Origin of the sequence: Eubacterium sp. AM05-23 (genome assembly GCF_003477535.1) — a bacterium.
GTDB classification, from domain to species: Bacteria; Bacillota; Clostridia; order Eubacteriales; family Eubacteriaceae; genus Eubacterium; species Eubacterium maltosivorans.
The window spans coordinates 76,662-98,517 of the sequence record NZ_QUDF01000006.1; the positions used below are offsets into that span (position 1 = coordinate 76,662).

The 21,856-nt window shown below is 48.5% G+C and carries 25 protein-coding genes; 10 read left to right on the forward strand and 15 right to left on the reverse strand.

The window, feature by feature from the left end; translation table 11 throughout:
• The 3 genes from DW091_RS09615 to DW091_RS09625 are packed head-to-tail and all read left to right on the forward strand — an operon-like array spanning window position 1 to window position 1,525.
• Window positions 1–954, forward strand: coding sequence for a hypothetical protein (locus DW091_RS09615; protein ID WP_008978032.1), 954 nt, complete (start codon window positions 1–3; stop codon window positions 952–954).
• Between the two features lie 2 nt (window positions 955–956).
• Window positions 957–1,163 (forward strand): transposon-transfer assisting family protein, encoded by a 207-nt coding sequence (locus DW091_RS09620; protein WP_002569181.1) that lies wholly within the window; start codon window positions 957–959, stop codon window positions 1,161–1,163.
• Window positions 1,160–1,525: a cysteine-rich VLP domain-containing protein gene (locus DW091_RS09625; protein ID WP_067539660.1), complete on the forward strand. Its 366-nt coding sequence runs from the start codon at window positions 1,160–1,162 to the stop codon at window positions 1,523–1,525. Before DW091_RS09620 ends, DW091_RS09625 begins: the two co-directional genes overlap by 4 nt.
• 177 nt (window positions 1,526–1,702) lie before the next feature.
• On the opposite strand, the gene DW091_RS09630 is transcribed toward DW091_RS09625, so the two are convergent.
• The 4 genes from DW091_RS09630 to DW091_RS09645 form a co-directional block, all read right to left on the reverse strand.
• Complete coding sequence (locus DW091_RS09630; protein ID WP_002585088.1) at window positions 1,703–1,954, reverse strand: helix-turn-helix domain-containing protein; 252 nt, start codon at window positions 1,952–1,954, stop codon at window positions 1,703–1,705.
• Between the two features lie 65 nt (window positions 1,955–2,019).
• Entirely contained in the window at window positions 2,020–3,366 is a 1,347-nt protein-coding gene (locus DW091_RS09635; protein WP_008978031.1) for a relaxase/mobilization nuclease domain-containing protein, read from the reverse strand.
• Complete coding sequence (mobC, locus tag DW091_RS09640; RefSeq protein WP_008978030.1) at window positions 3,327–3,656, reverse strand: plasmid mobilization relaxosome protein MobC; 330 nt, start codon at window positions 3,654–3,656, stop codon at window positions 3,327–3,329. Before mobC ends, DW091_RS09635 begins: the two co-directional genes overlap by 40 nt.
• Window positions 3,657–3,923: 267 nt before the next feature.
• Window positions 3,924–4,277, reverse strand: a complete 354-nt coding sequence (locus DW091_RS09645; RefSeq protein ID WP_008978029.1) for a helix-turn-helix transcriptional regulator — start codon at window positions 4,275–4,277, stop codon at window positions 3,924–3,926.
• A gap of 382 nt (window positions 4,278–4,659) precedes the next feature.
• Between DW091_RS09645 and DW091_RS09650 the strand changes: the two genes are divergently transcribed.
• From DW091_RS09650 to DW091_RS09685, 6 genes are all read left to right on the forward strand, one after another.
• Window positions 4,660–4,839, forward strand: coding sequence for a cysteine-rich KTR domain-containing protein (locus DW091_RS09650; protein ID WP_002588768.1), 180 nt, complete (start codon window positions 4,660–4,662; stop codon window positions 4,837–4,839).
• A 22-nt stretch (window positions 4,840–4,861) separates the two neighbouring features.
• Entirely contained in the window at window positions 4,862–5,851 is a 990-nt protein-coding gene (gene rlmN, locus DW091_RS09655) for a 23S rRNA (adenine(2503)-C(2))-methyltransferase RlmN (protein ID WP_008978028.1), read from the forward strand.
• A gap of 535 nt (window positions 5,852–6,386) precedes the next feature.
• Window positions 6,387–6,827, forward strand: coding sequence for a sigma-70 family RNA polymerase sigma factor (locus DW091_RS09660; protein WP_008978027.1), 441 nt, complete (start codon window positions 6,387–6,389; stop codon window positions 6,825–6,827).
• Window positions 6,808–7,068 carry a helix-turn-helix domain-containing protein gene (locus DW091_RS09665; RefSeq protein ID WP_019727567.1) on the forward strand — a complete coding sequence of 87 codons (261 nt, stop codon included), beginning with the start codon at window positions 6,808–6,810 and terminating at the stop codon, window positions 7,066–7,068. The genes DW091_RS09660 and DW091_RS09665 overlap by 20 nt, the downstream gene beginning before the upstream one ends.
• Window positions 7,069–7,485: 417 nt before the next feature.
• The gene (locus tag DW091_RS09680; RefSeq protein ID WP_004607973.1) at window positions 7,486–7,713 is read left to right on the forward strand and encodes a transposon-encoded TnpW family protein; all 228 of its coding nucleotides are present in this window, start codon (window positions 7,486–7,488) and stop codon (window positions 7,711–7,713) included.
• Window positions 7,714–7,813: 100 nt separating this feature from the next.
• Window positions 7,814–9,490 carry a recombinase family protein gene (locus DW091_RS09685; RefSeq protein ID WP_019727566.1) on the forward strand — a complete coding sequence of 559 codons (1,677 nt, stop codon included), beginning with the start codon at window positions 7,814–7,816 and terminating at the stop codon, window positions 9,488–9,490.
• 58 nt (window positions 9,491–9,548) lie between these two features.
• Here DW091_RS09685 and DW091_RS09690 read toward each other — a convergent pair whose 3' ends face one another.
• The 3 genes from DW091_RS09690 to DW091_RS09700 are packed head-to-tail and all read right to left on the reverse strand — an operon-like array spanning window position 9,549 to window position 12,454.
• Window positions 9,549–10,205, reverse strand: a complete 657-nt coding sequence (locus DW091_RS09690; RefSeq protein ID WP_187368464.1) for a sugar ABC transporter permease — start codon at window positions 10,203–10,205, stop codon at window positions 9,549–9,551.
• 18 nt (window positions 10,206–10,223) lie between these two features.
• Window positions 10,224–11,567: an ABC transporter substrate-binding protein gene (locus DW091_RS09695; RefSeq protein ID WP_058696187.1), complete on the reverse strand. Its 1,344-nt coding sequence runs from the start codon at window positions 11,565–11,567 to the stop codon at window positions 10,224–10,226.
• Window positions 11,568–11,593: 26 nt separating this feature from the next.
• Window positions 11,594–12,454, reverse strand: coding sequence for a metallophosphoesterase (locus DW091_RS09700; protein ID WP_118518039.1), 861 nt, complete (start codon window positions 12,452–12,454; stop codon window positions 11,594–11,596).
• Between the two features lie 173 nt (window positions 12,455–12,627).
• Between DW091_RS09700 and DW091_RS09705 the strand changes: the two genes are divergently transcribed.
• Complete coding sequence (locus DW091_RS09705) at window positions 12,628–13,284, forward strand: GntR family transcriptional regulator (protein WP_158577864.1); 657 nt, start codon at window positions 12,628–12,630, stop codon at window positions 13,282–13,284.
• A 24-nt stretch (window positions 13,285–13,308) separates the two neighbouring features.
• On the opposite strand, the gene DW091_RS09710 is transcribed toward DW091_RS09705, so the two are convergent.
• From DW091_RS09710 to DW091_RS09745, 8 genes are all read right to left on the reverse strand, one after another.
• On the reverse strand, window positions 13,309–14,220 hold the full coding sequence (locus DW091_RS09710) for a HAMP domain-containing sensor histidine kinase (RefSeq protein ID WP_118518041.1): 912 nt from the start codon (window positions 14,218–14,220) through the stop codon (window positions 13,309–13,311).
• Between the two features lie 24 nt (window positions 14,221–14,244).
• Complete coding sequence (locus DW091_RS09715) at window positions 14,245–14,994, reverse strand: ABC transporter permease (RefSeq protein ID WP_118518042.1); 750 nt, start codon at window positions 14,992–14,994, stop codon at window positions 14,245–14,247.
• Window positions 14,995–15,007: 13 nt separating this feature from the next.
• A complete protein-coding gene (locus DW091_RS09720) occupies window positions 15,008–15,742 on the reverse strand; it encodes a hypothetical protein (RefSeq protein ID WP_118518043.1) in 735 nt (244 codons plus the stop codon).
• A gap of 9 nt (window positions 15,743–15,751) precedes the next feature.
• A complete protein-coding gene (locus DW091_RS09725) occupies window positions 15,752–16,474 on the reverse strand; it encodes an ABC transporter permease (RefSeq protein WP_074616475.1) in 723 nt (240 codons plus the stop codon).
• The gene (locus DW091_RS09730; protein ID WP_118518044.1) at window positions 16,467–17,390 is read right to left on the reverse strand and encodes an ABC transporter ATP-binding protein; all 924 of its coding nucleotides are present in this window, start codon (window positions 17,388–17,390) and stop codon (window positions 16,467–16,469) included. The genes DW091_RS09725 and DW091_RS09730 overlap by 8 nt, the downstream gene beginning before the upstream one ends.
• A gap of 85 nt (window positions 17,391–17,475) precedes the next feature.
• Window positions 17,476–18,162, reverse strand: a complete 687-nt coding sequence (locus DW091_RS09735; RefSeq protein ID WP_118518045.1) for a response regulator transcription factor — start codon at window positions 18,160–18,162, stop codon at window positions 17,476–17,478.
• Between the two features lie 14 nt (window positions 18,163–18,176).
• Window positions 18,177–20,138 carry a TetM/TetW/TetO/TetS family tetracycline resistance ribosomal protection protein gene (locus tag DW091_RS09740; RefSeq protein ID WP_118518046.1) on the reverse strand — a complete coding sequence of 654 codons (1,962 nt, stop codon included), beginning with the start codon at window positions 20,136–20,138 and terminating at the stop codon, window positions 18,177–18,179.
• Window positions 20,139–20,353: 215 nt separating this feature from the next.
• Window positions 20,354–21,757: an aspartate ammonia-lyase gene (locus DW091_RS09745; protein ID WP_058696197.1), complete on the reverse strand. Its 1,404-nt coding sequence runs from the start codon at window positions 21,755–21,757 to the stop codon at window positions 20,354–20,356.
• Between the last annotated feature and the right edge of the window lie 99 nt (window positions 21,758–21,856).

The window sequence follows — 21,856 nt, forward strand, 5'->3', positions numbered from 1 at the left end:
ATGCCGGAACAGAGTAAATTTGAAAACGTGGATTTGTTCGCTTCCCTTGAAGCGATTATGAAGCAGAACACAGGCTTTTACCAGAGCGACTTAGACATTGACAAAGAGATTATCGCAAAGGCGGCGGCAAGCCCCAACAGGGAGGACAAGACCCTTTTGTGGTTCTGCCGCCCGTCCGGGACGCACTGTTTCCGGGAGCGCGACGTTTTCCTCAAAGACACCGCGCCCCACAACACATGGCGTTTCTACATGGAGCAGACAAGCGACCGCGTCCTTGCCTATGCAATCGAGCTGACGGGAAAGGAGCGCGGGAAAATTAAGGGCAATCTGTACGAACTGGACTACGCTAAACATTATGAGCGCGTCAAGGAAAAGGAACTGCCCGCCGATACGGTGAAGCTGATTTATGAGCGAGGGGAAAGGGAGATACCCGCCGGACGGTTCTTCAACGGCAACCCAGACCCGCAGCTTGGGAAGTTTGAACGCTTTGAAGCCCTACCCGACGACCCGGACGCGCTGCAATCACTCTTACAGGAAGAACGGCGCAGCCGGGAGCAGCTTCCACCGGGGGACTTCAAGGCGCATATCACAGCCTTGCGGGACGGGCTGATTGAAACGGAAGCGCGGCGCATTGTGCGGGAAATGAAGCGGCACTATGAGCCGAATAGCCCGAACAAGACCCATTTCATGGCAGAGCTTTCCCCGGCGTTCATGCGGCTTGCAGCCACAAAGGACACTGACCGCCTTTTCTCCATGCTGCCCTATAAGACTCTTTCCTTTTCCAAAATCGAGGGCAGACATGGGACGTATGCGCTGATTGACAAGGGGGAGAACCGGGACAGGGAGATAAGGAAGCCCCGCCCCTCTATCCGGGCGCAGCTTAAAGCAGACAAGGCAAAGACCGCCCCGAAAAAGGCGGCGGCAAAAACAAAAAATCACGATATGGAGGTATGAGCATGATTAGACTGACTGTTGAAGAAACAAACCTTTTGAGCATTTACAACGAGGGCGGCAAGCGGGCTTTGATTGAGAATGTCAACGCCGCGCTGCCCTACATGGACGCGGATATGCGGGAGCTTGCAAAGCGCACCCTTTCCAAAGTGGACGCTTTGACCGAAGCGGAATTTGCAGAGCTTCCCATTTACGCCGCTGATGAAGTATGAACGGGGTTAAGCGGCTGACGCCGCCCCAGAGCCGGAAAGTCAACGCCCTTGTGCGCCGGACGTGCTGCAACTATGATAACGGGAACTGTATCTTACTGGACGACGGAGACGAATGCGTATGTCCGCAGCTCATTTCCTATTCGCTTCTCTGCAAGTGGTTCCGGGTTGCGGTGCTTCCCGCCGACAGGCTGCTCTATGCGGAGCTTTACCAGACAGGGGATAAGAAGAAATGTACCGAGTGCGGCGCGTTCTTTGCGTCAACCTCTAACAGTGTCAAATACTGCCCCGTCTGCCGGAAGCGTATCACCCGCAGACAAGCCGCCGAGCGCATGAGGAAAAGACGCACCCCTGTTACGCAGTAGGCGCGGAAAATCCCTTGATTTACAGGGCTTTCCGGGCGTGAAAATCGGATAGGCGATACTTTATACCTTTATCCCCGAAAATGGCGTTCTACTGCGTAACATTCACGAAAACAGCACCCATAAAAAGACAGGGCGCGGAAGTCATATACCGGCTTCCGCGTCCTGTTCTTTTTTTGCCTATCTGACATTTCCCTTTTCCATTTCTTCAAGTGGGAACTGCGGGAGGGCTTCTATCAGCTTCTTTGTGATAGACTGGCGCATATCTTCGTTGATTTCCTGTTTCGTGCTTCCGTCCGGCTGTCTGACCGCTACCGTCGATAGCCTGTCGATTTCGTCCTTGTAGCACTCCACGACTTTCTCCACCGCCCATTTTTCCCCGGCAACGGCGGCGCGTATGGTTTCATATTCCGGCATTTTCTGGTTTTCCATGCTTCAACGCTCCTGTCTGTATTTGATAGCCTTATCATAGCACAGCGGCGGGGATTTTGCTATCCTTATCCGCGCTCTGTTCCCTTTTCACGTTCCGGCTGCCTGTCTGCCTGTAAAATGCTGTCAATGTTCTGCTTGATAATATCATATTCCCGGACTTTCTTTTTCAGCTTCCCATAGTCGGCGTAAAGGGCTTCTTTCTGCGCTTGGAGGGCTTCATACTCCGATTGCAGCGCGGCAAGGTTCGGGAGCTTTGCAATGCCCGCCGCTTTCAACGACCTTGCGGCGGCTTCATGTAGGATAATCGCCTGTTCCTGTCCGGCGCGGTACTTCTCCCTGTTCCTTGCCTTGCGGTATGCGTCATAGACGGGCTTTGTCTTTTGGTAGGTGGAAACATTCTTGATAAGCACCGCCATGTCCGCAAGCCGCTTTTCCGCGTTCTTCAATGCGTCTGCCGCCTGTCCGCTTTCCGCTGACATTTCCTCAATCCGGCTGACTAAATCCGCGTACTGTTCAATCTTGTGTTCCGTCAAGAAATTCATGGTTTTAGCTGCCTGTTTCAGATTGTGGATTTTCGCCCACTGTTCATAGCCCTTACTCTGCGCCGCCTTGATACTGTTCTCAATGTCGATAAGCAGCGAAACGTCGCGCTGCTCTCTGGGGGCTTTCGCCGCCTTTGCCCGTCTGCCCGCTATCCGTTCCCTTATGGCTTCCTCTGTATAGTCTGCGCCGAGGGTTTTTAGGCGGGTGAAGCGTTCCTGTCCGGGGGCGCGGCATGAAACATATTTCCCCGGCTTTATCTCATAGCCCGCCGCCTGTAACCGCGTTAGCAATTCCTCAAAACTGGAAACTTGGGGGATAAGCGCGTCAACGGCAATCTTTAGCTTGCCTTTCCAACTTGTACCCGTCTTTTCTGCCTGGTACTCCGCATAGCTCTTTCCCTTGCTGCCCTTGCCGGGGACGACGACGGACAAGCCATTTTCCCGGCACAGCTTGTCGCTCATGTTCCGTATGCCGTAATAGCTCCTTTTGTTGGAATTGTATTTGTGATGGTCTACAAAATTCACCGCGCAAAAAATGACGTGGTTATGGATATGCCCCTTGTCAATGTGCGTCGTCACAACATATTCATGCTGCCCCTTTGTCACCGCGTCGGCAAGCTGCTTCCCGATTTCGTGGGCTTTCTCATAGTCCACTTCCCCCGGCGCAAAGGACTGTATCAAGTGAAAGGCTAAATTGCTGCCCTTATCCAGTGCTTGCGAGAGGGTATAGCCGAACTCAATGTCTGCCGTTTCATAGGAGCAGCCGAAAGAGGATATGAGCATTTTCCCGTCCGTCTTGTCCGGGTTTTCGATATAGTCAAGGGCTTTGCTTAGGGTGCTTTTAACAGGCTTAATCTTTGTAACCGCCATATCTCCGCAAGCACCCCCTTTATTTCCTCTATGTCCTCTTGGTATGCGTTCCCCGCCGCGTTCACGCGGCGGGCTATCTGGTTGACGTTGACACCGATTTTCTGTATCTCTGCGGTCATTGCCTTTATATCGGCGTGGTCTATCTGAATGATATACCCGTCAATGGCAATCTTCCGCAGATACGCCGCCATGTTCCGGGTGGGTACGAGCTTCATTTTTTCCAGTATTAAATCCCGTTCCGCTTCCGTCACTCTGAATTTGATTTGCACCGTCCTTTTCCGTCCGTCCATTGCTTCGCTCCTTTCCTTTCCGTTCCGAGGGTTTGGGACACTTCCCAACAAGCCATTTTCAACCGACGCGCCGCAGCGCGGGAGGGCGAAAATACGGAAGTGGGTACCCGCTTCCTATGCTTGCTACGAATGTTTTTATCCCTTATGCCCTTATCCCTTACTACGGAGAAAAAGCTATTTTGCCAAACTTCCGCAAAAGAAAAACGCTGCAATTCAAAAAAGATTGCAACGCTTTCTAAATCCTGTTCAGTTTTAAGCCGGACATTCCTATTCGCCCTCTTTTTCGACTTCGGAAATCTCTTTTGCCGTTGCGGTCACAATCCGTATGCCTGTATCGCTCATACCGTCAAGAAGCGCGTCGAGCTGCCGCCGCTGCGTGTTCTTCTCCGGCGGCGTTTCCAAAAGGAACTGGTCTACGGATATATTGTAGCGGAGCATAAGCTCAAAGAAAATCTGTAAACTTGGGTGCTGCCCCTTGTTCTCAATGTTCGCAAGGTAACGCGGCGAGATAAACATTTCGTCGCTTACTTTCTTGCGGCTCTCCTTGCGCCCTGTCCGCGCCGCCTTTATCGCTGCCCCAAAAGCCTTGAAGTCGTATTTCGGTACTGGTCTTTTTGCCATAATTATTCACCCTATTACATTTTACTGTTCACCTTTCCTCTTGGATATGTCTACACTGTTCTATCAGTTGACTAAAATAATTCATATGTATATGTTGACAACTAGCCGCTTTTTTTGTATAGTATTATTAAAAGGGGGGAAATGTTTATGTTACATAGCATGCGTATTCGATAAGCATTGAAATTAAAAAAGATTTTTCCCATTTTCAATATGGGCTTTTTTGTCATGCTTATTTTGCGTATGCTATACAACAAAACTAACGATGTATAGACATAGTATAAAAACTATGCCTTAATTTTGTTGTAGTGTTATATGTATAAATGCAGGTCAATGCTCATGTTGAGAATTGACCTGTATTTTTTTGCGCAAAAGGAGAAATATTATGCTTGAAAAATATTGGATAAAATGTCCAATTTGTAACGGAAAGACGAGGGTTCAAGTATTTTATAATACGGTATTAAGAAATTTTCCTCTTTTCTGCCCTAAATGTAAATTAACACATATCGTTGATGTTGAAAAATTAGAAATCATAATCAAAAACTCTGAAAAACAAACTTTTTAATTTTGAAAAGGAAGGATATTAAATGAAACACTTACCTAAAAGTACACCTACGGAAATATTGAATGACCCATACGGATTTACTTACAAAGAAATGTCGGAAGTAATTGGAGAGGATAAAGCAAGAGCCTTATATGCGAAATTGTATAAACAGCCATTTCACAAAAAAAATCTATCAATATCAACAAAAAAAGTCTATAAAAGTAGCGATACTGAAAAGTATGTTTATGAATTGAAAGACAACAGGTATATCGAAACGGTTTTTATTAAACGGCGAGATGGTGGGACTGTTTGCGTAAGTACGCAAGTTGGTTGTTCTGTTGGCTGTATTTTTTGTGAGTCCGGACGCAATGGTTTCGTTCGTAATCTAACACCGTCTGAAATTGTGCAGCAGGTCATATTGATACGTCAAAAAGTAAATCGTATCGTTTTTATGGGAATGGGAGAACCTTTATTCAATTACGACAACTTGATTGCAGCAATCCATATTCTTCGAGATAGAAATGGACTTAACTTTCCAACCGACGGCATTACCATATCAACAGTTGGTCCAGTTAATCAATTAAAAAAATTGCGCGAAGAACATCTAAAAATTCAGTTGACAATATCTTTACATGCAGCAACACAGGCTGTGAGAAACTGTATCATTCCTCATATGCACATGTACGCTATTGAAGATGTTGTTAAGCAAGCATTGTCCTATTCACAAAGGCATAATCGAAAAGTGGTATTTGCGTATTTGCTTTTACCAGGTATAAATGACCGTTCCTCAGATATAAGGCAACTTGCAAAATGGTTTAAGGGCAAAAATGTTATGATTAACGTGCTGCAATACAACCCGACGAGTAATTCAAAAATTAGAGCACCACAAAAACAAGAAATGGTTGCGTTCAAACATCAATTAGAGCAAACAGGACTTGAAGTTACCATGAGAGTTTCTCATGGTAGAGAGATTAAAGCAGCTTGTGGACAGTTAGCTAATACATATAATAAAGCCAAAAAACAACAAAAATAATTTAATTAAAAGAGCCAGACGCACAGACGCAGAGCCGATAATATGCAGTTTGAAATACTGCTGTTATCGGCTCTTTTTTGATTTAATTTGTGCCCCCAATAACCATATTGGAGCAAAATCAGAACTGTTGCTTGTCGTTCTTTGATTTCCGCAGCAGCTTTGAAAAATCAAAGCCGCCGTTTCTTTTTATCTTCTCAAGAAATGACGCGGTATCACTGTTAAAAGCGGCGGCTAAAGGAGGTAGCCGCCATGAAGCACATACCATATCGACAAAATCCGACGGTCATTGACACATCAAAAAAAGCCCGACCACCACCGGGGGAAATTACGCTTGTATATATGAACTGTCTAATCATCTAAATACTACTCACAATACCAATGCGCCTGTCCGGGCTTTTCGGACAGGCGCATTTTGCTGCTCAAAAAATTTTTTGAAGAAATTTCAAAAAATCTTCGGCGTTTTTGAAAACCGCCGTATTGCCCCGCGAAAAGGGGGAAGCACCACCAACTTTCCAACGAGAAAGGAGGTGAGAATGTGGAACCTAACAGCAGGGAGTTTTACAAACAGTGTGCTTTTCAGAAGTTTTGTAATACGGTACTTCACAATGAAGCGTGCGACACTCATAGAGAGCTTCGCAGACACAGGGCAAAGGAAGTGACCTTTTCCGACATGACCTTAGACGAAGCGCGACAGCTTCATACGTTTGATGAATATTTCAAACGGGAAACTGTTGAAACCGTCTTTGAGAAAGCCGGGAAGAAAATCACGCCAAAGCTGCTTCTTGAAGCAATCCGTACTTTGCCGGAAGAAAAGCGCAAAGCCATACTGCTGTATTACTTCGAGGGAATGAACGATACCGAGATTGCGGAACTGTTCAATACGTCGAGAAGCACGATACAGTACAGGCGGACAAGCTCTTTTGAGAGATTAAGAAAATATCTGGAGGAAAATGCTGATGAATGGGACGAATGGTAACGAACCCGGCTACCCGGAAAATGCCCTTGTTCCCTATCCTGTCATTGTGGTAGCGACAAAGGGCGACCCGGACGCTATGAAGATTGTCTTGCAGCATTTCAGCGGCTACATAGCCCGCCTCTCCATGCGGAAGCTGTACGACGAGCGCGGGAATGTCTATTTCGGCGTAGACCACGACATTCGGGAACGGCTGCAAGCAAAACTGATGATGGCTGTCCTCACCTTTAAGGCAGAGGAATAAACCGCAGCGGCGGCGGGACGCTTTCTCTCTCCCCCTTTTCCGTTCCGCTGCTGACGCGGCAGCAAAGCCATTCTGAACCTTGACAAAGAAAGCGGCGCAAGATAACGGCGGCGCAGCATAGGGCAAATCGGATACGTTCCTTTTGCGCCGAGCCATACGGCGGGTGCGCCATGACGCTATCCGGGTGAGGTTATCCCCGCCCGGACAGCCGAGCGACCAACACCGCGCCGGAAAGCAAGTGTAGCGGCTTGCGGGCGACGACACGCAGAATATACAATGATACTTCCTTACAGCCACAGTCCGAGCGTTAAGAGCGTCGCAGGCAATGGGTAGGGCTGCATGAGAACCATGCCGGGGTGAAATTCCCATGAGGTTATGCTAATAACCGTCCGATTAAAGCCTTTGTTTTATTGAATAGTGGACTTGCTGCTATTCATAGACTGTATTATATGTTTGCGAAAGAAAGGGGGATTTTCTTTGACGCAAAACCAAACGCCCGTTACCACAACGGAGCATAAAATAGGAAAAGTTACTTACCTTGTATGTTCGTCCGCAAGTGAACGCGCAACGGACACACTGGATAAAAAGATAAAAAAACTCATTCGCAAAGACATGGAACTGAACCCCGCAAACGCCCGGAAATAGGGCGTTTCTTCACATTTTATACATGACACAGGCAGCGGTATGTGGTATAATATAGACAGTACAAATGCCATGCTTGTCTGTCGTCGGAAAGGAGGACAAAATGTTACAGACAGACAAGATTACCGCTTTATATTGCAGATTGAGCCAGGAAGATATGCAGGCCGGGGAAAGCGAGAGCATACAGAACCAAAAGATGATTTTACAAAAGTATGCTGACGAACACCACTTTTTCAACACGCGCTTTTTCGTAGACGACGGATTTTCCGGCGTGAGCTTTGAGCGTGAGGGGCTTCAAGCCATGCTGCACGAAGTTGAAGCCGGGAACGTGGCGACCGTCATAACAAAAGACCTCTCCCGTCTGGGACGTAATTATCTGAAAACCGGGGAGCTGATAGAGATTGTTTTTCCCGAATATGAAGTGCGCTACATTGCCATTAACGACGGTGTAGACACAGCAAGGGAAGATAACGAGTTTACCCCTCTGCGGAACTGGTTCAACGAGTTTTACGCCCGCGACACTTCAAAGAAAATCCGGGCTGTCAAACAGGCAAAGGCGCAGAAAGGCGAGCGCGTCAACGGGCAAGTGCCTTATGGGTACATAGCTGACCCCAACGACCGCAATCATCTATTGCCCGACCCGGAAACGGCGCACATTGTAAAACAGATTTTCGCTATGTATGTGCGCGGCGACCGTATCTGCGAAATCCAGAACTGGCTACGGGAACATGAGGTATTGACTGTTGCAGAATTGCAGTACAGGCGCACAGGAAGCCACAGGCACCCCCGCCCACACCCGAATTGTATTTACAACTGGCCGGATAAGACGCTCTATGACATTCTGGCGCGTAAAGAGTATTTGGGGCATACCATTACAGGCAAGAGCTATAAGGTATCTTACAAATCGAAAAAGACGAAGAAGAACCCGGAGGAAAAGCGTTACTTCTTCCCCAACACACACGAACCCTTGATTGATGAAGAAACCTTTGAGCTTGCACAGAAACGGATTGCCACCAAACACCGCCCTACAAAGGTTGATGAAATTGACATTTTTTCGGGGCTTCTCTTTTGCGGGGACTGCGGCTATAAAATGTATCTGCAACAGGGAGCCGGGACACTGGAACGCAAACACGCCTACACTTGCGGCAAGTATCGAAACAGGATAAGGACTGGCGAGCTTTGCACTACCCATTATATCCGAAAGAGCGTCCTTAAAGAACTTGTCCTTGCCGATTTACAAAGGGTATTGTCCTATGTGAAAGAGCATGAACAGGAGTTTATCGAAACCGCCAACGAGTGCAGCGCAAAGGCAGTACAAAAGACGCTGACGCAGCAACGGAAAGAGCTTGACAAGGCGCAGAGCCGGATTAGCGAGCTGAATATCTTGTTCCGCAAGCTCTATGAGGACAACGCTTTAGGGAAACTTTCAGATGAACAATTTGCTTTTCTGACTTCCGGCTATGACGAAGAAAAAAAGACGCTGACCCGGAGGATTGCGGAACTGTCACAGGAAATTGACAACGCCACCGAGCGCAGCGCGGACGTGAAAAGGTTTGTCGCACTGGTACGCAAATACACCGCCATTACCGAACTGACCTACGAAAACGTCCATGAATTTATTGACCGCATTCTTATTCACGAACTGGATAAGGAAACGAACACCCGCAAAATCGAAATCTTTTATAGCTTTGTCGGCAGAGTTGATACAGGCGACAAGCCTACTGAAAGTATCTCCTATTTCAGACAGATTGGAGCCGACGTAAAGAGTTATGCTATCTAACATACATCAAAAAGAGGTAAGATAACACCCTCTGCAAAAAAGGTTACGTTATCTTACCTCAACAAAAGTAATCCCGGTTAATCCCTGCCAGTGCCGCCGAAAACATCAAGGTGCTGAAACCAATCATTTTCCAGCCTGTGATGAGCAGAATCGTCATGCGCGCCACGCCTTCTGTCAGGAAAAAGGAGATGTTGGTATCACTGATTCCCAGACCCACGATGAGCTGATTAATGAGTCCGCTGCTGGGGTTCAGCAGCCAGCGCCAGATGGTGGCTGTGGCAACCGGCGCCATAATCATGGGAATAAAGAACAGAGCGCGGTAAAAATTCTTGGCTTTTGACGGAAGGTCGTTGGTGGCAGACGCCAGAAACAGCGGAATAATCACCGAGAATGGCAGCAGGCCAACGATATAAAAGACGGTGTTTCTAATGGAGGTAAAGAAATCCTTACTGGTCAGCAGCTTTGTAAAATTGGAGATACCTACAAACCTCGGCATGGTTCCCGGCACCATGCCCCAGCTATGAAAGGCGTAGTAGACAGTCTCAGCCAGAGGCCTGTAGAGCCAGAAGGCAATGAGCACAAGAGCGGGCAGCAGAAACAGCCAGGGTTTATAGTTAAACTTAAATTTCGACCTTGGCTTTATCCGTTCCCCTGCCCTTTCAATATCCGGCGCCAGAGTATAAACCTGGGCCGGAAGCTTTAAAAAATTTTTCATCTGTTCATCACCTTATTGTTAATTGTTCTTTAGAAGGTCATTCATCTGTTTAGCCGCGTCCGATAAAACATTCTGAACATTGCCTTCAGTGATGGACTTGACAGTAGCGTCAAGGAATACCTGATACTCTTCCTTTGCTCCAGTTCCTGGCCAGATGGTCACCGGTTTGATTCTTTCAAGCTGCTTCAGGTTTGTTTTGACAATGGGGTTCGCGTCCACAAAATCCTTGAGATACGCCGGATCTTCGGTAATATCCATTCTCAGCGGCAGATAGCCGATTTCAGAAGTGATGATGGTGTATCCTTCCTTTCCGGTAGCGTACTTGATAAACTCCCATTCGGCTGCAGACTTGGTCGGATCATCTGAACGGACTGCCAGGCAACTCCCGGAATTTACCGGAACAGAGGCTTTATCACCAAACTGCGGCATTTCTGCACCTAACAGCTCCCAGCCGCCGGCCTTTGCCGCGCTCTGGTAACCGCTGAGCAGGGAAGTGGACTGGAGATTCATGGCCACGTTGCCAGCCATAAAAGCATCCATGACATCCTTGTCGCTGCCTTTTACCGCTGCGCCACTGCTGTAGAGCTTATTCCACATTTCATAAGCCTCAACAGCTTCCGGGCTGTCAAACTTCGCCTCGGTTTTATCGCTGTTCAACACCTCACCCCCGTTTGAAAAGATCAGTCCCTCGCTGATCCAGCCATTATCCGGCGCGAGGCCAAAGCCATCTTTACCGGTTTTTTCCTTGATCTGTACCGCTGCTTTGTAGACGTCATCCCAGGTTTTTGGCAGATTTGTTGTATCCAGGCCCGCCTGTTCAAAAAGCCCTTTGTTGATGTAGAGGATCGGTGTGCTGAAGGTAAAGGCCAGCCCGTACATCTGCCCGTCAATTTTCCCGAGTTCCAGAGCATTTGGAATCATCTGACCTGTATGCTCTGCCAGCTCATCCGCAGGAAACAGCTCTTCATAAGATTTAAAGCCAAGGTTCAGCCGGGAAGCGTCCAGCATTCCAAAAGCGTGCTGAACAATATCCACCTCCATACCCGCGGCGATATCCGCGCTGTTCTGGCTCATGTTGTTGTCCACAACGCCCTTAACGACAACACCCTTTTCCTTACCGACTGTCTCATTAAAGCTGCTGATCAAATGCTCCATGCCAGACTTCATGGTTGGGTATCCCAGGCTGTAAGAATAAAAGGTAATCTCGGTGGGATTGTCAGGATCAAGCTTTCCTGATGATGCGTTGACCGCTGAATCGCTTCCGGCTCCTCCAGTACCTGTACTGCTGCAGCCTGCCAGGGTTGTGCCTGCGACCGCTGCCGACAAAATAACGCCTAAAATGCCCTTAACAAATTTATTCATTGCATTGCTCCTTTTCTTTATGCCGCTTACGCGTTTTTCATCATCTGTCCAAGCGCTTCCAGAGGGATAGGCTCTGTAATAGGCTGGTCATTCGGCGGATAAGACAAGGTCTCAACCCGAAGCGTACGGTCTGTTACCGTGCAGAGATTAAAGCCTGCTGCCGGGGTCATGTACATACCCTTTTCATTGATAGCCACACCAAAAGCAGTGCTCTCAGCTGTATAGGCTGGTACGCCGTAAAAGGTGGTATTGATATTTTCATGCGTGTGTCCGCTCAGCAGCGCCAGGACATTTTTTCCGCTGATAATCTCTTTAAGCCGTTCGGAGCCTTCCACACCAAAGGCGCTGACCCGTTCGTCTGCCCACTCGTCAAAGGCCGGGTGGTGAAAAGCGACGATATGCCCGCGGGGCATCTTCTTTTCCAGTGCCTTTTCGAGAAATACAAACTGCGCCTCGTCAAAGCGCCCGGAATGATGCGTGGCATCACAGCCAACGCTGGAGTCCAGCACGATGAGCTGGAGCCCGTCAAATTCTCTTGCATAGCATACAGGCTCTGTGTCTGGCTCTCTGTTTTCATAGCCCTCGTGGAAAGCTGCCACCCTGTCATGATTTCCAAGAACCGGACAGACCGGCGTGCCATCAAAATATTCTTCCAGAAGCATTTTCAGGTAACGGTATTCATCTGCGCCACCCTCATGAACCAGATCGCCTGTCAAAAGAACAAAATCCAGTTTTCCGGCGTTATCCCTGAGCCAGCCGGCAATTCCTTCAAGAACCTCGCAGGGCTTTTTTTCCATATGGCCTACCATGTCCTTAAACATCGAGTTGCCATAGTCCTTTAGAATGTGCAGATCGGAAAGATGTGCGAAAGTGATTGTCTTCATCATTTTCTCCTTTTCAGATATTTATCGACTTGAATACTTGTTTTTTTACCGTAATTATTATATGATAATACCAAACTTACCGTGTCGGACACCTGTAGTATACTACTCGTATTCGATATGAAATATCACAAACCCGTTAATTTAACGTTAATAATCGGTTAATGGAGAAAAGGACTATGAAAATTCAAAACAGAGAAGAAGACGCCTACAGACAGCTCAAGGAAAAAATCCTGGTCGGCGAGCTGATCCCAGGGGATATTTTATCCGAGGCCTCCCTGTCCCAGGGGCTCGGCATGAGCCGCACACCGGTGCGCTATGCTCTGAAACAGCTGGAGTACGAGGGTTTTATTACCTATCATAAAAACCGGGGCATCTCCATCCGGGAAACCTCCAGCCGTGAAATGGTGGATATTCTGGAAATGATGATCCTGTTTGAACACAGCGCTGTCAAAAAAGTCAAAAACGGCGAAGCCATTTTTGATATTGCCGCCTTAGAGCGCCTCGGCGATGAGGCCCAGGTCCTGCGGAATGAACGCCAATACGCGTCCTATATTGAAAAAACCCATCAGTACAACAGCTGCTTTATCGCCAGCGCAGGCAACAGTCAGCTGACCGTTGTCTACAACACCTCCTGGGAACGCGTAATCAGCACGTCTGTTTACAACAAAATGACACATCCCACAGCTATCCCGAAGAAAACACAGACCACCGTCGGCTTTATTCATCAGCTCAACCAGTCCATCACTGATGAGGCCTACGACCACACCGACCGGCTGCTGGATGAATACTTTGACTATGCCAGAAACCAGATTCTGTATTATGGGCAGATATAACAAACAGGCTTGAAGACAACCGCTTCAAGCCTGTTTATTTTTTTCCTCTTGGAATACAACATAAATCGACAGTGTTTTATTCTCAAGAGAGGCACTCACCGCACCCTGCATTTTTTCCGCCAACAATTTCACAATGTACAGCCCCAGTCCGGCACTTCCGCTGTTTCTGGAATCATCCGCTGTGTAAAAGCGCTCAAAAAGCCTTTCCATATCTGGAGAGGTGTCAGGCCTTACCTCGTTAACAACCGTCAGGATTATTTTTCCAGCGCTTTCTTCGAGGATGACCTTTACCCTGCCTGCGGTGTATTTAAGGGCGTTAGACAAAAGGTTCTGGACAATGCGTCGCAGAGCAGTTCTGTCCCCCGCCATATACAGGCTTTTACCTCCAAGGTCAATATCGGGTTTTAGCTCTGCCGCTTCAAACCGCGGGATAAAATCCACCACCGCTTCTGAGACTATATTGGTAAAATTAACCGGTTCTTCTGAGAGCTCCGACTGACCCGATTCCATGACAGAGAGTTCAAAAAAGCTTTCAACCAACTCCCGCATGGCATCGGCTTTTTTTAAAATCACTGCAGCTTTTTCCTGCTGCTCCCCGCTCAGTCCGCTGCGCTCAAGCATCTGAACGTAACCGATGATCGCTGTCAATGGTGTCCGCAAATCATGGGAAACACCCGCGATGGAATCCTTTAGCCGCTGCTCTCTTTTTCGCGTGTCAATGCGCAGCTGCTTCTGAAGCTCCATATTCTCATTGATCTGAGCTGCCAGCTCGTTTAGCCGGGCATCCACTAAGGTCAGACTGATCTTCTTCTCAGTCCGTCCGGCGGATAAGTCCTCCAGCTGGCGGCTCATACGCCTTATCTCCCGCCGCATAACCGCTGTCCGAACCGCTAATACCGCCACAGCCACAGCTAAAACCACGATGATTCCAAACATTGACCCCACGCTTTCTGTTTTGTTTTATTTTATCTCTCTCTTCCTGAACACAAAATATCCAGCGCCCAGGAGTAAAGCCGTAAAACCAAGACAGGCTGTCAAAATCAGGATAACCTGGGATATATTCAAAGGTGTGAAAACTGCTGCCCTCGCCATATAAGGCGGAAGCCAAAGCGGCGACATCCTCCTTGACAGAAAAAACATCATCCCAAAGGACTCCAGAATAATGACCAGCGTTGCGCAGGCCGTTGTCTTGGCCGCGTCCTGAAAAACGGCCATTAACAGGATTGAAACGCTGAAAACCGCGCAGTTTGCCAGAAAAACCATACCGGTAACTCTGAGAAGATACGGGGCAAAAGGCTCTGTAATAATGCCTTTGTCAAACCCGTGCGCCACACCAGTGACAATGAGTCCCGCGAAAGGATAAAGAAACATGACAATATTGACAGCCAGCAAAAACACAAGCGCCTTGCAAAAATAAACTGAAGCGCGGCTGTGCCCCGCGGATACAGCCAGCGCCAGCGTTTTATCCGAGGCGCTCTGCCCGAGCATCAGAGCGCTCATCGCCCCAATGACAATGAGCCACATGGTGGAATCATAGACCATTCCTCCAAATACAGATAATCCATCTGCCATCGGGATACCAAAGGGATTTGTATCTCCAATATATCCCGAACTCATCAAGGCCCCGAAAATAATACTGATTCCAGCCATCAGATAAAACAGCCTGTTACGGACAAGCTGGTAAAACTCCATTTTGATTAAAGCAAGCATTTCGTCATCTCCTCTACTTCAACTCACGCTTTGAAAAAATCAGACAGCCCAGGAAAGAAGGAATCACCAGAAAAGCAAAATCGATCCCTATGGCTGTCAGCCACTCTGCCATCCCCGGTTCTGAAGCCTGCATTTGATTTAAAGGCATACACCACTGCACTCCTTTTAATACATTGCCGGATACTGCCAGAAAAATGTGCAGCATCAACGCCAGAATTGAAAACAGTGTTGTTTTTGCCGCATCTCTGAATATTGCCAGAAACAGCGGCGCCATTCCACACATTGCATAACCTGTCATAAAAAAAGCCAATGCTATTTGAAGTCCATTAAATCTTGAAAGCCCCCCAGTAAAGTTCAGGGTAACAGCTGCGACCATCACGCCCGCCAATATGTAAACCATCATAGCCAGCGAAATAACCATGAGGTAAATCAGTATTTTACTCAAAAAAACAGCATTCCTGCCGGAGCCGCTCTCAACTGCAAGATTTGGTGTGCGTTCTGCAAATCCCTGTCCCAGATAAATAACGCCAAAAATCGAAGCAAAAAACCCCATCGGAACCGCTTCTGACATCATCTGCTGGATCAGCTGCACACCTCCATTTCCTTTGGCGGCAGCGCTTGCTACAGCCTGTCCCTCTGTTTCGGACGCGCTGATGAACAATCCAGCAATAAAAATACCCAACAGCAGTCCCCCGAAAAGCCTGCTGTGCCTGAGCCTGTACCATTCCATCTTCATCAAGTTAATCATGGTACACCTCTACTGCAGAGCACGTCTGGCAAAACAGAAAAATGCTCCTGCCCCCAGCACTGCAATCCACACTGCGCCTGATCCTAAAATTAACCACAGCGACGCTGCTGGGAGAATCTCAGTCATGAGCAGACGTTCAGCGGCCATGGGAATCAGGAAACTCAAAAAACTCAGTTTTGCGCCGTAAAGATTTAAAACAAAAGTCAAAATCCCAAAAACAAACAGGCTGATACCAATAGTCTTTGCGACATCCCGGCATAAAAAACCCAAAAGAAGGCCTGTTGCCATTGAAGCTGCGTTGAGCACTACCACAATCCCGGTCACCTTTATCAGGTACAGGGCAATCTCAGCAGACATGGTTTTACCAAAACCAAAAGCCAGGCTGTGAAAAAACACATTGGCAGTCGGAAAGGCCATCATAAGTACCTCACACCCGATAAAAAATACCACTGATTTAGCCAGAAATACCTGAAACCGGCTGTGGCCGCTCTCAATTCCGTGATAAATAGTGCCTTCGCCAAACTCGCGTCCGATGAACAGCCCAGGAAACACACAGACTGGCAGAATCAGCAGATTAGCTGTATGAAGCGACGCTCCCATAACCTGCAGCCCGGTCACACTGTGACCGTCAAAGCTGATACAGATTCCCAGAAGCACAGTCACGCCAAACACTGCGTAAAAAGTTTTATCCCTCCAGAGCTTGTACCATTCCAGCCGAAGCAGATTACCCATTTTCCCGGCCTCCGATGCTTTGCAGAAAGTAGTCCTCCAGACTGTCACCCCGGACGCTGATGCCTGTCAGAAGCAGCCCACTCTGAGATAAAGCTGCTGATACAGCGCGTATCTCCTCCAGATGGTCGTAAAGCTTAATGGTACCGTCAGGCATAACCCTGTAATTATCGGTGTGAAGGGCTTCCTCAATGACCGCGGCAGCTCTGGCCGCATCATCCACCTCAATGGCGATGTGGCGGCGGCAGCGCTCATCCAGTTCTTCCTGGGTCAGCGATTCAACGATATGCCCCCTGTCGATAATAATAAAATGATCCACCGTCTGATAGAGCTCACTGAGGATATGGCTTGAAATCAGCAGTGTGGTGCCGCGCTCTGTGTTTAACCGTTTTAAAAGCTCGCGAATTTCCACAATCCCCACCGGGTCCAGCCCGTTGATGGGCTCGTCGAGGATCAGAAATTCCGGATCGCTGATAAGGGCCATGGCAATCCCCAGCCGCTGTTTCATCCCAAGAGAAAAATGCTTAACCGTTTTCCGCTCTGTATCCGTAAGCCCCACCAGCTCCAGGGTTCTCTCTGCGGCTTTCTTATCCGGGATTCCTCTCTGAATCCGCTGTGCCTCCATATTTTGCTTTGCTGTCATACCCTGATACAGCGCCGGCGTCTCCACCAGGCAGCCCATGCGCTTTCTTCCCTCGCGCATTCCTTTCTCGTCGCTTTTACCAAAGAGCGCCAGCTCCCCGCCAGACGGGTAGGAGAGTCCGCACACCTGTCTTATAAAGGTTGTCTTTCCTGCGCCGTTCTTGCCGATCAAGCCATAGGTTTTCCCCTTCTCAATGGTCAGACTCAAATGGTCAAGGGCTTTAAAGCTCCCATAATTTTTACACAAATCCGTCGCTTTTAATACAACTTCGTCCATTTTAGTGTCTCCTTTTCCTTGATGCTTTCATTTTACGCCGCAGGAATAAAGAAGTTCTTAACCCAGTTCTAAAGAAAACCTTAAATTAATTCATCCGGTACCCCATACCCCAGACCGTTTTGATATACTCTGTCTCCGGGTCTGCCGCCTTCAGCTTATTCCTGAGGTTGCTCATATGCACGTTCAAGGTATTATCCTCACAGGCATATTCCTCGTTCCAGATACTTTCAAAAAGGTTGGCCTTTGAAAAAACCTTGTGGGGATAGCGCGTCAAAAGCTCTAAGATACCGTATTCCTTGGCCGTCAGTACCAACTCCCGGCCATTGACGCTGGCTGTCTTTGCCTCCGTATCCACAGCCAAATTTCCGGCTTTTAAAATTTCCGGGGCTCTCTGGACTCCGCTGCTGCCACATCGTCTGAGGACAGCCTCAACCCGTACCAGCACTTCGTCCAGATCAAAGGGTTTTGTCAGATAGTCGTCCGCGCCCAGGTGAAAAAGGTCAAGCTTGTTCTGTACGGTATCCTTGGCTGAAATAACAATGGCCGGTAAGCTGGAAAAGCTCCTGAGCTCCTGCAGCACTGCGTCGCCGCTTTTATAGGGCAGCATCAAATCCAGTATTAACAGATCATATCCTCCGTTTCTCAGTCTGGTCAACCCCTCCATACCTGTAAACGCACCCTCTGCCGCATAGCCGTTTTCATCCAGCATTTCACACAGCATGCTGTTAATCTCCCGGTCATCCTCAACGACTAAAATTTTCGTCTGCTCCATTCTTTATACCGCCTTTACTTACAATGAATATATTCCGCCACCTGATCCCAGGGAACGTTAAAACCTGCGCCATGAGAACAAAAAACCGAATCCGAGGTATTTTCCACATCATGCTTTTTATCATAACCGGCGCGCTCGATAACCTCCTCCGCGTTATGACAGGGCTCATAACCGAAAAAGGATGTTCTGAGTATCCCCCGCCCTTTGGTAAAGGACAGAATTTCCTGACTGTAGTTCAACATCGTGGCCACCGGACAAAAGCCGGTAATCAGGGTCTGGTCGCCCTTGAGCTCGGGTGCTTCAAGACGTCCGGCCATTTTCTGGATATCCGACATGACACGCCCCATCGCCTCTGAGGGAACCTCGATTTCAAACCGGTAGACCGGCTCGAGTAAAATGGACTCTGCCTGCTCCAGGCCCTGGCGAATCGCCCGGTAAACCGCCTGCCTGAAATCGCCGCCCTCGGTATGTTTAAGATGTGCCCGGCCATTGACCAGAACGATACGTATATCTGTGATGGGCGACCCGGTCAGCACACCCCTGTGTTCACGCTCAAACACATGGGTCTTTATCAGATTCTGATAATTGGTATCCAGAATATCCACAGAGCATGCACTGTCAAAGGTAATACCTGTGCCCGGCGCAGCGGGCTCCAGCCTGAGATGTACCTCTGCGTAATGCCGCAGGGGTTCAAAATGGCCGTAGCCAGTTACCGGAGCCGCGATGGTTTCCTTATAAAGAATCTCACAGTCTCCGAAGCGGACTTCCAGACCAAAGCGTTCTCTGACAATCGCCTCAAGCACCTCCAGCTGAATCGCACCCATGATATGGATATGCATCTCCTGAAGGCTTTCATTCCAGACGACCTCCAGCATGGGGTCTTCGTCCTCAAGCTCCTTAAAGGCCTCGAGCACTGTTCTTACATTCAGGCCTTCATCATAGATGACGCTGGCCGTCAACAGCGGCACAGTAGTGTAGCCCGCATGATACAGCCTTTCCCCGATACCGTCGCCGGGCTGGGTAGCAATGAGGCCTGTCACAGCACAGAGATCCCCGGGCACTGCTTCCGGCACTGTGGTATACCGCCCGCCGCTGTAAATCCGGATTTCGTTGATCTTTTGCCGGATCATCCTGCCTTCCCTGTCCTTCCCGGTCGGCACCTCATCCTTGACCTTCAGCTTTCCCGCAGTCACCTTGATAAAGCTTAGCCGGGTGCCCGCACTGTCATGGAGTATTTTATAAACATGTCCGCTGAAGGGCTTTTCAGCCTGGCTTTCCTCCTCATGGAAAAGACCGGCCATGGCCTTGATAAAATCGCCAATTCCCTTATCGTTTAAGGCCGAACCTGCAAAAACCGGAAAAATTTCTGTCTTTTTAAACATCCGGCTCAAAGCGCCCTGCCATATTTCTGATTGATAGCCCCCATCCAGATAGGCCTCGAGCAGGACTTCATCCCTTTCCGCCACAGCTTCTGCCAAAGTTGTGTCCATGAGGGCATCCTCATAGTGCCCGGTAAACAAAATGCAGTCTGGACTGCATTTTGTTTTCAGCGCTTCCATGACTCGTGAAATATCTGCGCCTTCCCGGTCTGTTTTATTGATAAAAATCAACGTTGGCACATCGTATCGCCGCAAGAGTTTCCACAGCGTTTCGGTATGGCTCTGAACTCCTTCTACACCGGATACCACGATCACAGCCGCATCCATCACCTGAATGGCCCGCTCGGTTTCTGATGAAAAGTCTACATGTCCCGGGGTATCCACCAGATAATAAGTGTCTCCCCCAATCTCAAAAACTGCCTGATCCGAAAAAATGGTAATGCCCCGTTCACGTTCAATGGGGTGATGGTCCATAAAAGCGTCCTGGTGATCCACACGCCCAAGCTTTCTGATGGCCCGGGTGTGGTACAGCAGCTGTTCTGAAAAGGTCGTTTTTCCGGCGTCTACATGGGCCAGAATTCCTAGTACAAGCTTCATAAAATCTCCTGTAAAATCTGCTTTAGTGTGGGTCTATTATATCACCATAGCTTTAGACGTACAAATTAAAAAAGCTGCCTGAAGGCAGCTTCATGAAATTTATCATTTAACGGCGTCTTAATCGAGTGGCGCTCTCGATGCAATCGCACAGGCTTTATCGCGGCTGGCAATTGCATATGAGAGAGGCAATTCCGAACTGCGCCAGAGTCTTTCTTTTAGGAAATCTGCTGTTCCTCCATGGGCTCAGTCATCAACGACGGGTCAAGGATGGTTTCCAGCTCTTCCTGGCTCAGCAGTCCCTTTTCCCTGACAATCTGAGAAACCAGCTTGCCGCTCAAAATGGATTCCTTGGCAATGTCGGAGGCTTCCTTATAACCGATATATGGGCAAAGCGCTGTAACTGTGACAATGCTGTGTTCCAGCAACTCCTCACATCGGTCTTCATTGGCGGTAATCCCTGTGATACAGTTATCGATAAAGGTAGAAATCCCATTGGTCAGGGTTTCGATAGATTCAAACAGATTATAAAACAGCACGGGCTCAAAGGCATTGAGCTCAAGCTGTCCGGCTTCAGCCGCCATGGTGATGGTCAGGTCATTGCCGATGACATTGAAGGCCACCTGAGAGACAACCTCTGGGATAACCGGGTTAATCTTACCCGGCATAATAGATGAACCGTTCTGTTTAGGCGGCAGATTAATCTCCGCAAAGCCAGTTTTTGGGCCACTGGACAGCAGCCGGAAATCATTGGCCATTTTGGACAGGGTAACTGCCGCTGCCTTTAACGCGCCGGAAACCGACACAAAGGCGTCCAGGTTCTGGGTCGCGTCGATCAAATCCGCAGCCAGCACCATATTAAAGCTCGTGGTCTTTTTCAGGTTCACGGGAATCCGCTTCAAATATTCCGGGTTGGCGTTGATGGCTGTACCGATGGCTGTACCGCCCATGTTCACAATACAAAGCTCATTCTGAGTTTTCTTCAGCCGGAGGGTATCCCGGTCAATAGCGGAACGGTAAGCATTAAAAGCCTGACCCAGACGCATGGGTACCGCATCCTGAAGCTGGGTACGCCCTACCTTAATAATATTGTCGAACTCAATGGATTTCTGCTTTAATGCCTCGCCCAGGCGTTCCATCTGGAACAGCAGCTTCTGAGTAAGCTTAAGTGCAGTAATCTTACCCGCAGTCGGGTACACGTCATTGGTCGACTGTGACATGTTCACATGGTCGTTGGGGTGGACAATGCTGTAATCGCCCTTTATGCCGCCAAGCTTTTCGATGGCAATATTCGCCACCACCTCGTTGGCGTTCATATTGGAGGAGGTTCCCGCGCCTCCCTGAATAGGATCGACGATGAACTGATCATGGTATTTTCCTGAAATCACATCATTACACGCCGCGATGATCGCGTCAGCGACTTCTTTATTTAACTCACCGGTTTCATAATTCGTCATGGCCGCAGCTTTTTTGACCTGCACCAGACTGACAATCAGATCCGGGTGGAGCTGCTTTCCGGTGATGTAAAAATTCTGTTTTGCCCTTAAGGTTTGTACACCGTAATAGGCATCGACTGGAACAGGAAGCGCTCCAATCGAATCGTGTTCGATTCTTTCTTGCATTTTAACCCCTCTACAAAAAATGTATTTACTTTATGGACACATCATAACGCCACCCAACCTAAAAATCAATGTGCTATAATAAAGTTTTTCCTAAAAAAC

Bases quoted from the DNA above. Each gene is read 5' to 3' on its own strand.
- DW091_RS09615 (WP_008978032.1), top strand. From the start codon at position 1: ATGCCGGAACAGAGTAAATTTGAAAACGTGGATTTGTTCGCTTCCCTT.
- DW091_RS09620 (WP_002569181.1), top strand. From the start codon at position 957: ATGATTAGACTGACTGTTGAAGAAACAAACCTTTTGAGCATTTACAAC.
- DW091_RS09625 (WP_067539660.1), top strand. From the start codon at position 1,160: ATGAACGGGGTTAAGCGGCTGACGCCGCCCCAGAGCCGGAAAGTCAAC.
- DW091_RS09630 (WP_002585088.1), bottom strand. From the start codon at position 1,954: ATGGAAAACCAGAAAATGCCGGAATATGAAACCATACGCGCCGCCGTT.
- DW091_RS09635 (WP_008978031.1), bottom strand. From the start codon at position 3,366: ATGGCGGTTACAAAGATTAAGCCTGTTAAAAGCACCCTAAGCAAAGCC.
- mobC (WP_008978030.1), bottom strand. From the start codon at position 3,656: ATGGACGGACGGAAAAGGACGGTGCAAATCAAATTCAGAGTGACGGAA.
- DW091_RS09645 (WP_008978029.1), bottom strand. From the start codon at position 4,277: ATGGCAAAAAGACCAGTACCGAAATACGACTTCAAGGCTTTTGGGGCA.
- DW091_RS09650 (WP_002588768.1), top strand. From the start codon at position 4,660: ATGCTTGAAAAATATTGGATAAAATGTCCAATTTGTAACGGAAAGACG.
- rlmN (WP_008978028.1), top strand. From the start codon at position 4,862: ATGAAACACTTACCTAAAAGTACACCTACGGAAATATTGAATGACCCA.
- DW091_RS09665 (WP_019727567.1), top strand. From the start codon at position 6,808: ATGAATGGGACGAATGGTAACGAACCCGGCTACCCGGAAAATGCCCTT.
- DW091_RS09685 (WP_019727566.1), top strand. From the start codon at position 7,814: ATGTTACAGACAGACAAGATTACCGCTTTATATTGCAGATTGAGCCAG.
- DW091_RS09690 (WP_187368464.1), bottom strand. From the start codon at position 10,205: ATGAAAAATTTTTTAAAGCTTCCGGCCCAGGTTTATACTCTGGCGCCG.
- DW091_RS09695 (WP_058696187.1), bottom strand. From the start codon at position 11,567: ATGAATAAATTTGTTAAGGGCATTTTAGGCGTTATTTTGTCGGCAGCG.
- DW091_RS09700 (WP_118518039.1), bottom strand. From the start codon at position 12,454: ATGATGAAGACAATCACTTTCGCACATCTTTCCGATCTGCACATTCTA.
- DW091_RS09705 (WP_158577864.1), top strand. From the start codon at position 12,628: ATGAAAATTCAAAACAGAGAAGAAGACGCCTACAGACAGCTCAAGGAA.
- DW091_RS09710 (WP_118518041.1), bottom strand. From the start codon at position 14,220: ATGTTTGGAATCATCGTGGTTTTAGCTGTGGCTGTGGCGGTATTAGCG.
- DW091_RS09715 (WP_118518042.1), bottom strand. From the start codon at position 14,994: ATGCTTGCTTTAATCAAAATGGAGTTTTACCAGCTTGTCCGTAACAGG.
- DW091_RS09720 (WP_118518043.1), bottom strand. From the start codon at position 15,742: ATGATTAACTTGATGAAGATGGAATGGTACAGGCTCAGGCACAGCAGG.
- DW091_RS09725 (WP_074616475.1), bottom strand. From the start codon at position 16,474: ATGGGTAATCTGCTTCGGCTGGAATGGTACAAGCTCTGGAGGGATAAA.
- DW091_RS09730 (WP_118518044.1), bottom strand. From the start codon at position 17,390: ATGGACGAAGTTGTATTAAAAGCGACGGATTTGTGTAAAAATTATGGG.
- DW091_RS09735 (WP_118518045.1), bottom strand. From the start codon at position 18,162: ATGGAGCAGACGAAAATTTTAGTCGTTGAGGATGACCGGGAGATTAAC.
- DW091_RS09740 (WP_118518046.1), bottom strand. From the start codon at position 20,138: ATGAAGCTTGTACTAGGAATTCTGGCCCATGTAGACGCCGGAAAAACG.
- DW091_RS09745 (WP_058696197.1), bottom strand. From the start codon at position 21,757: ATGCAAGAAAGAATCGAACACGATTCGATTGGAGCGCTTCCTGTTCCA.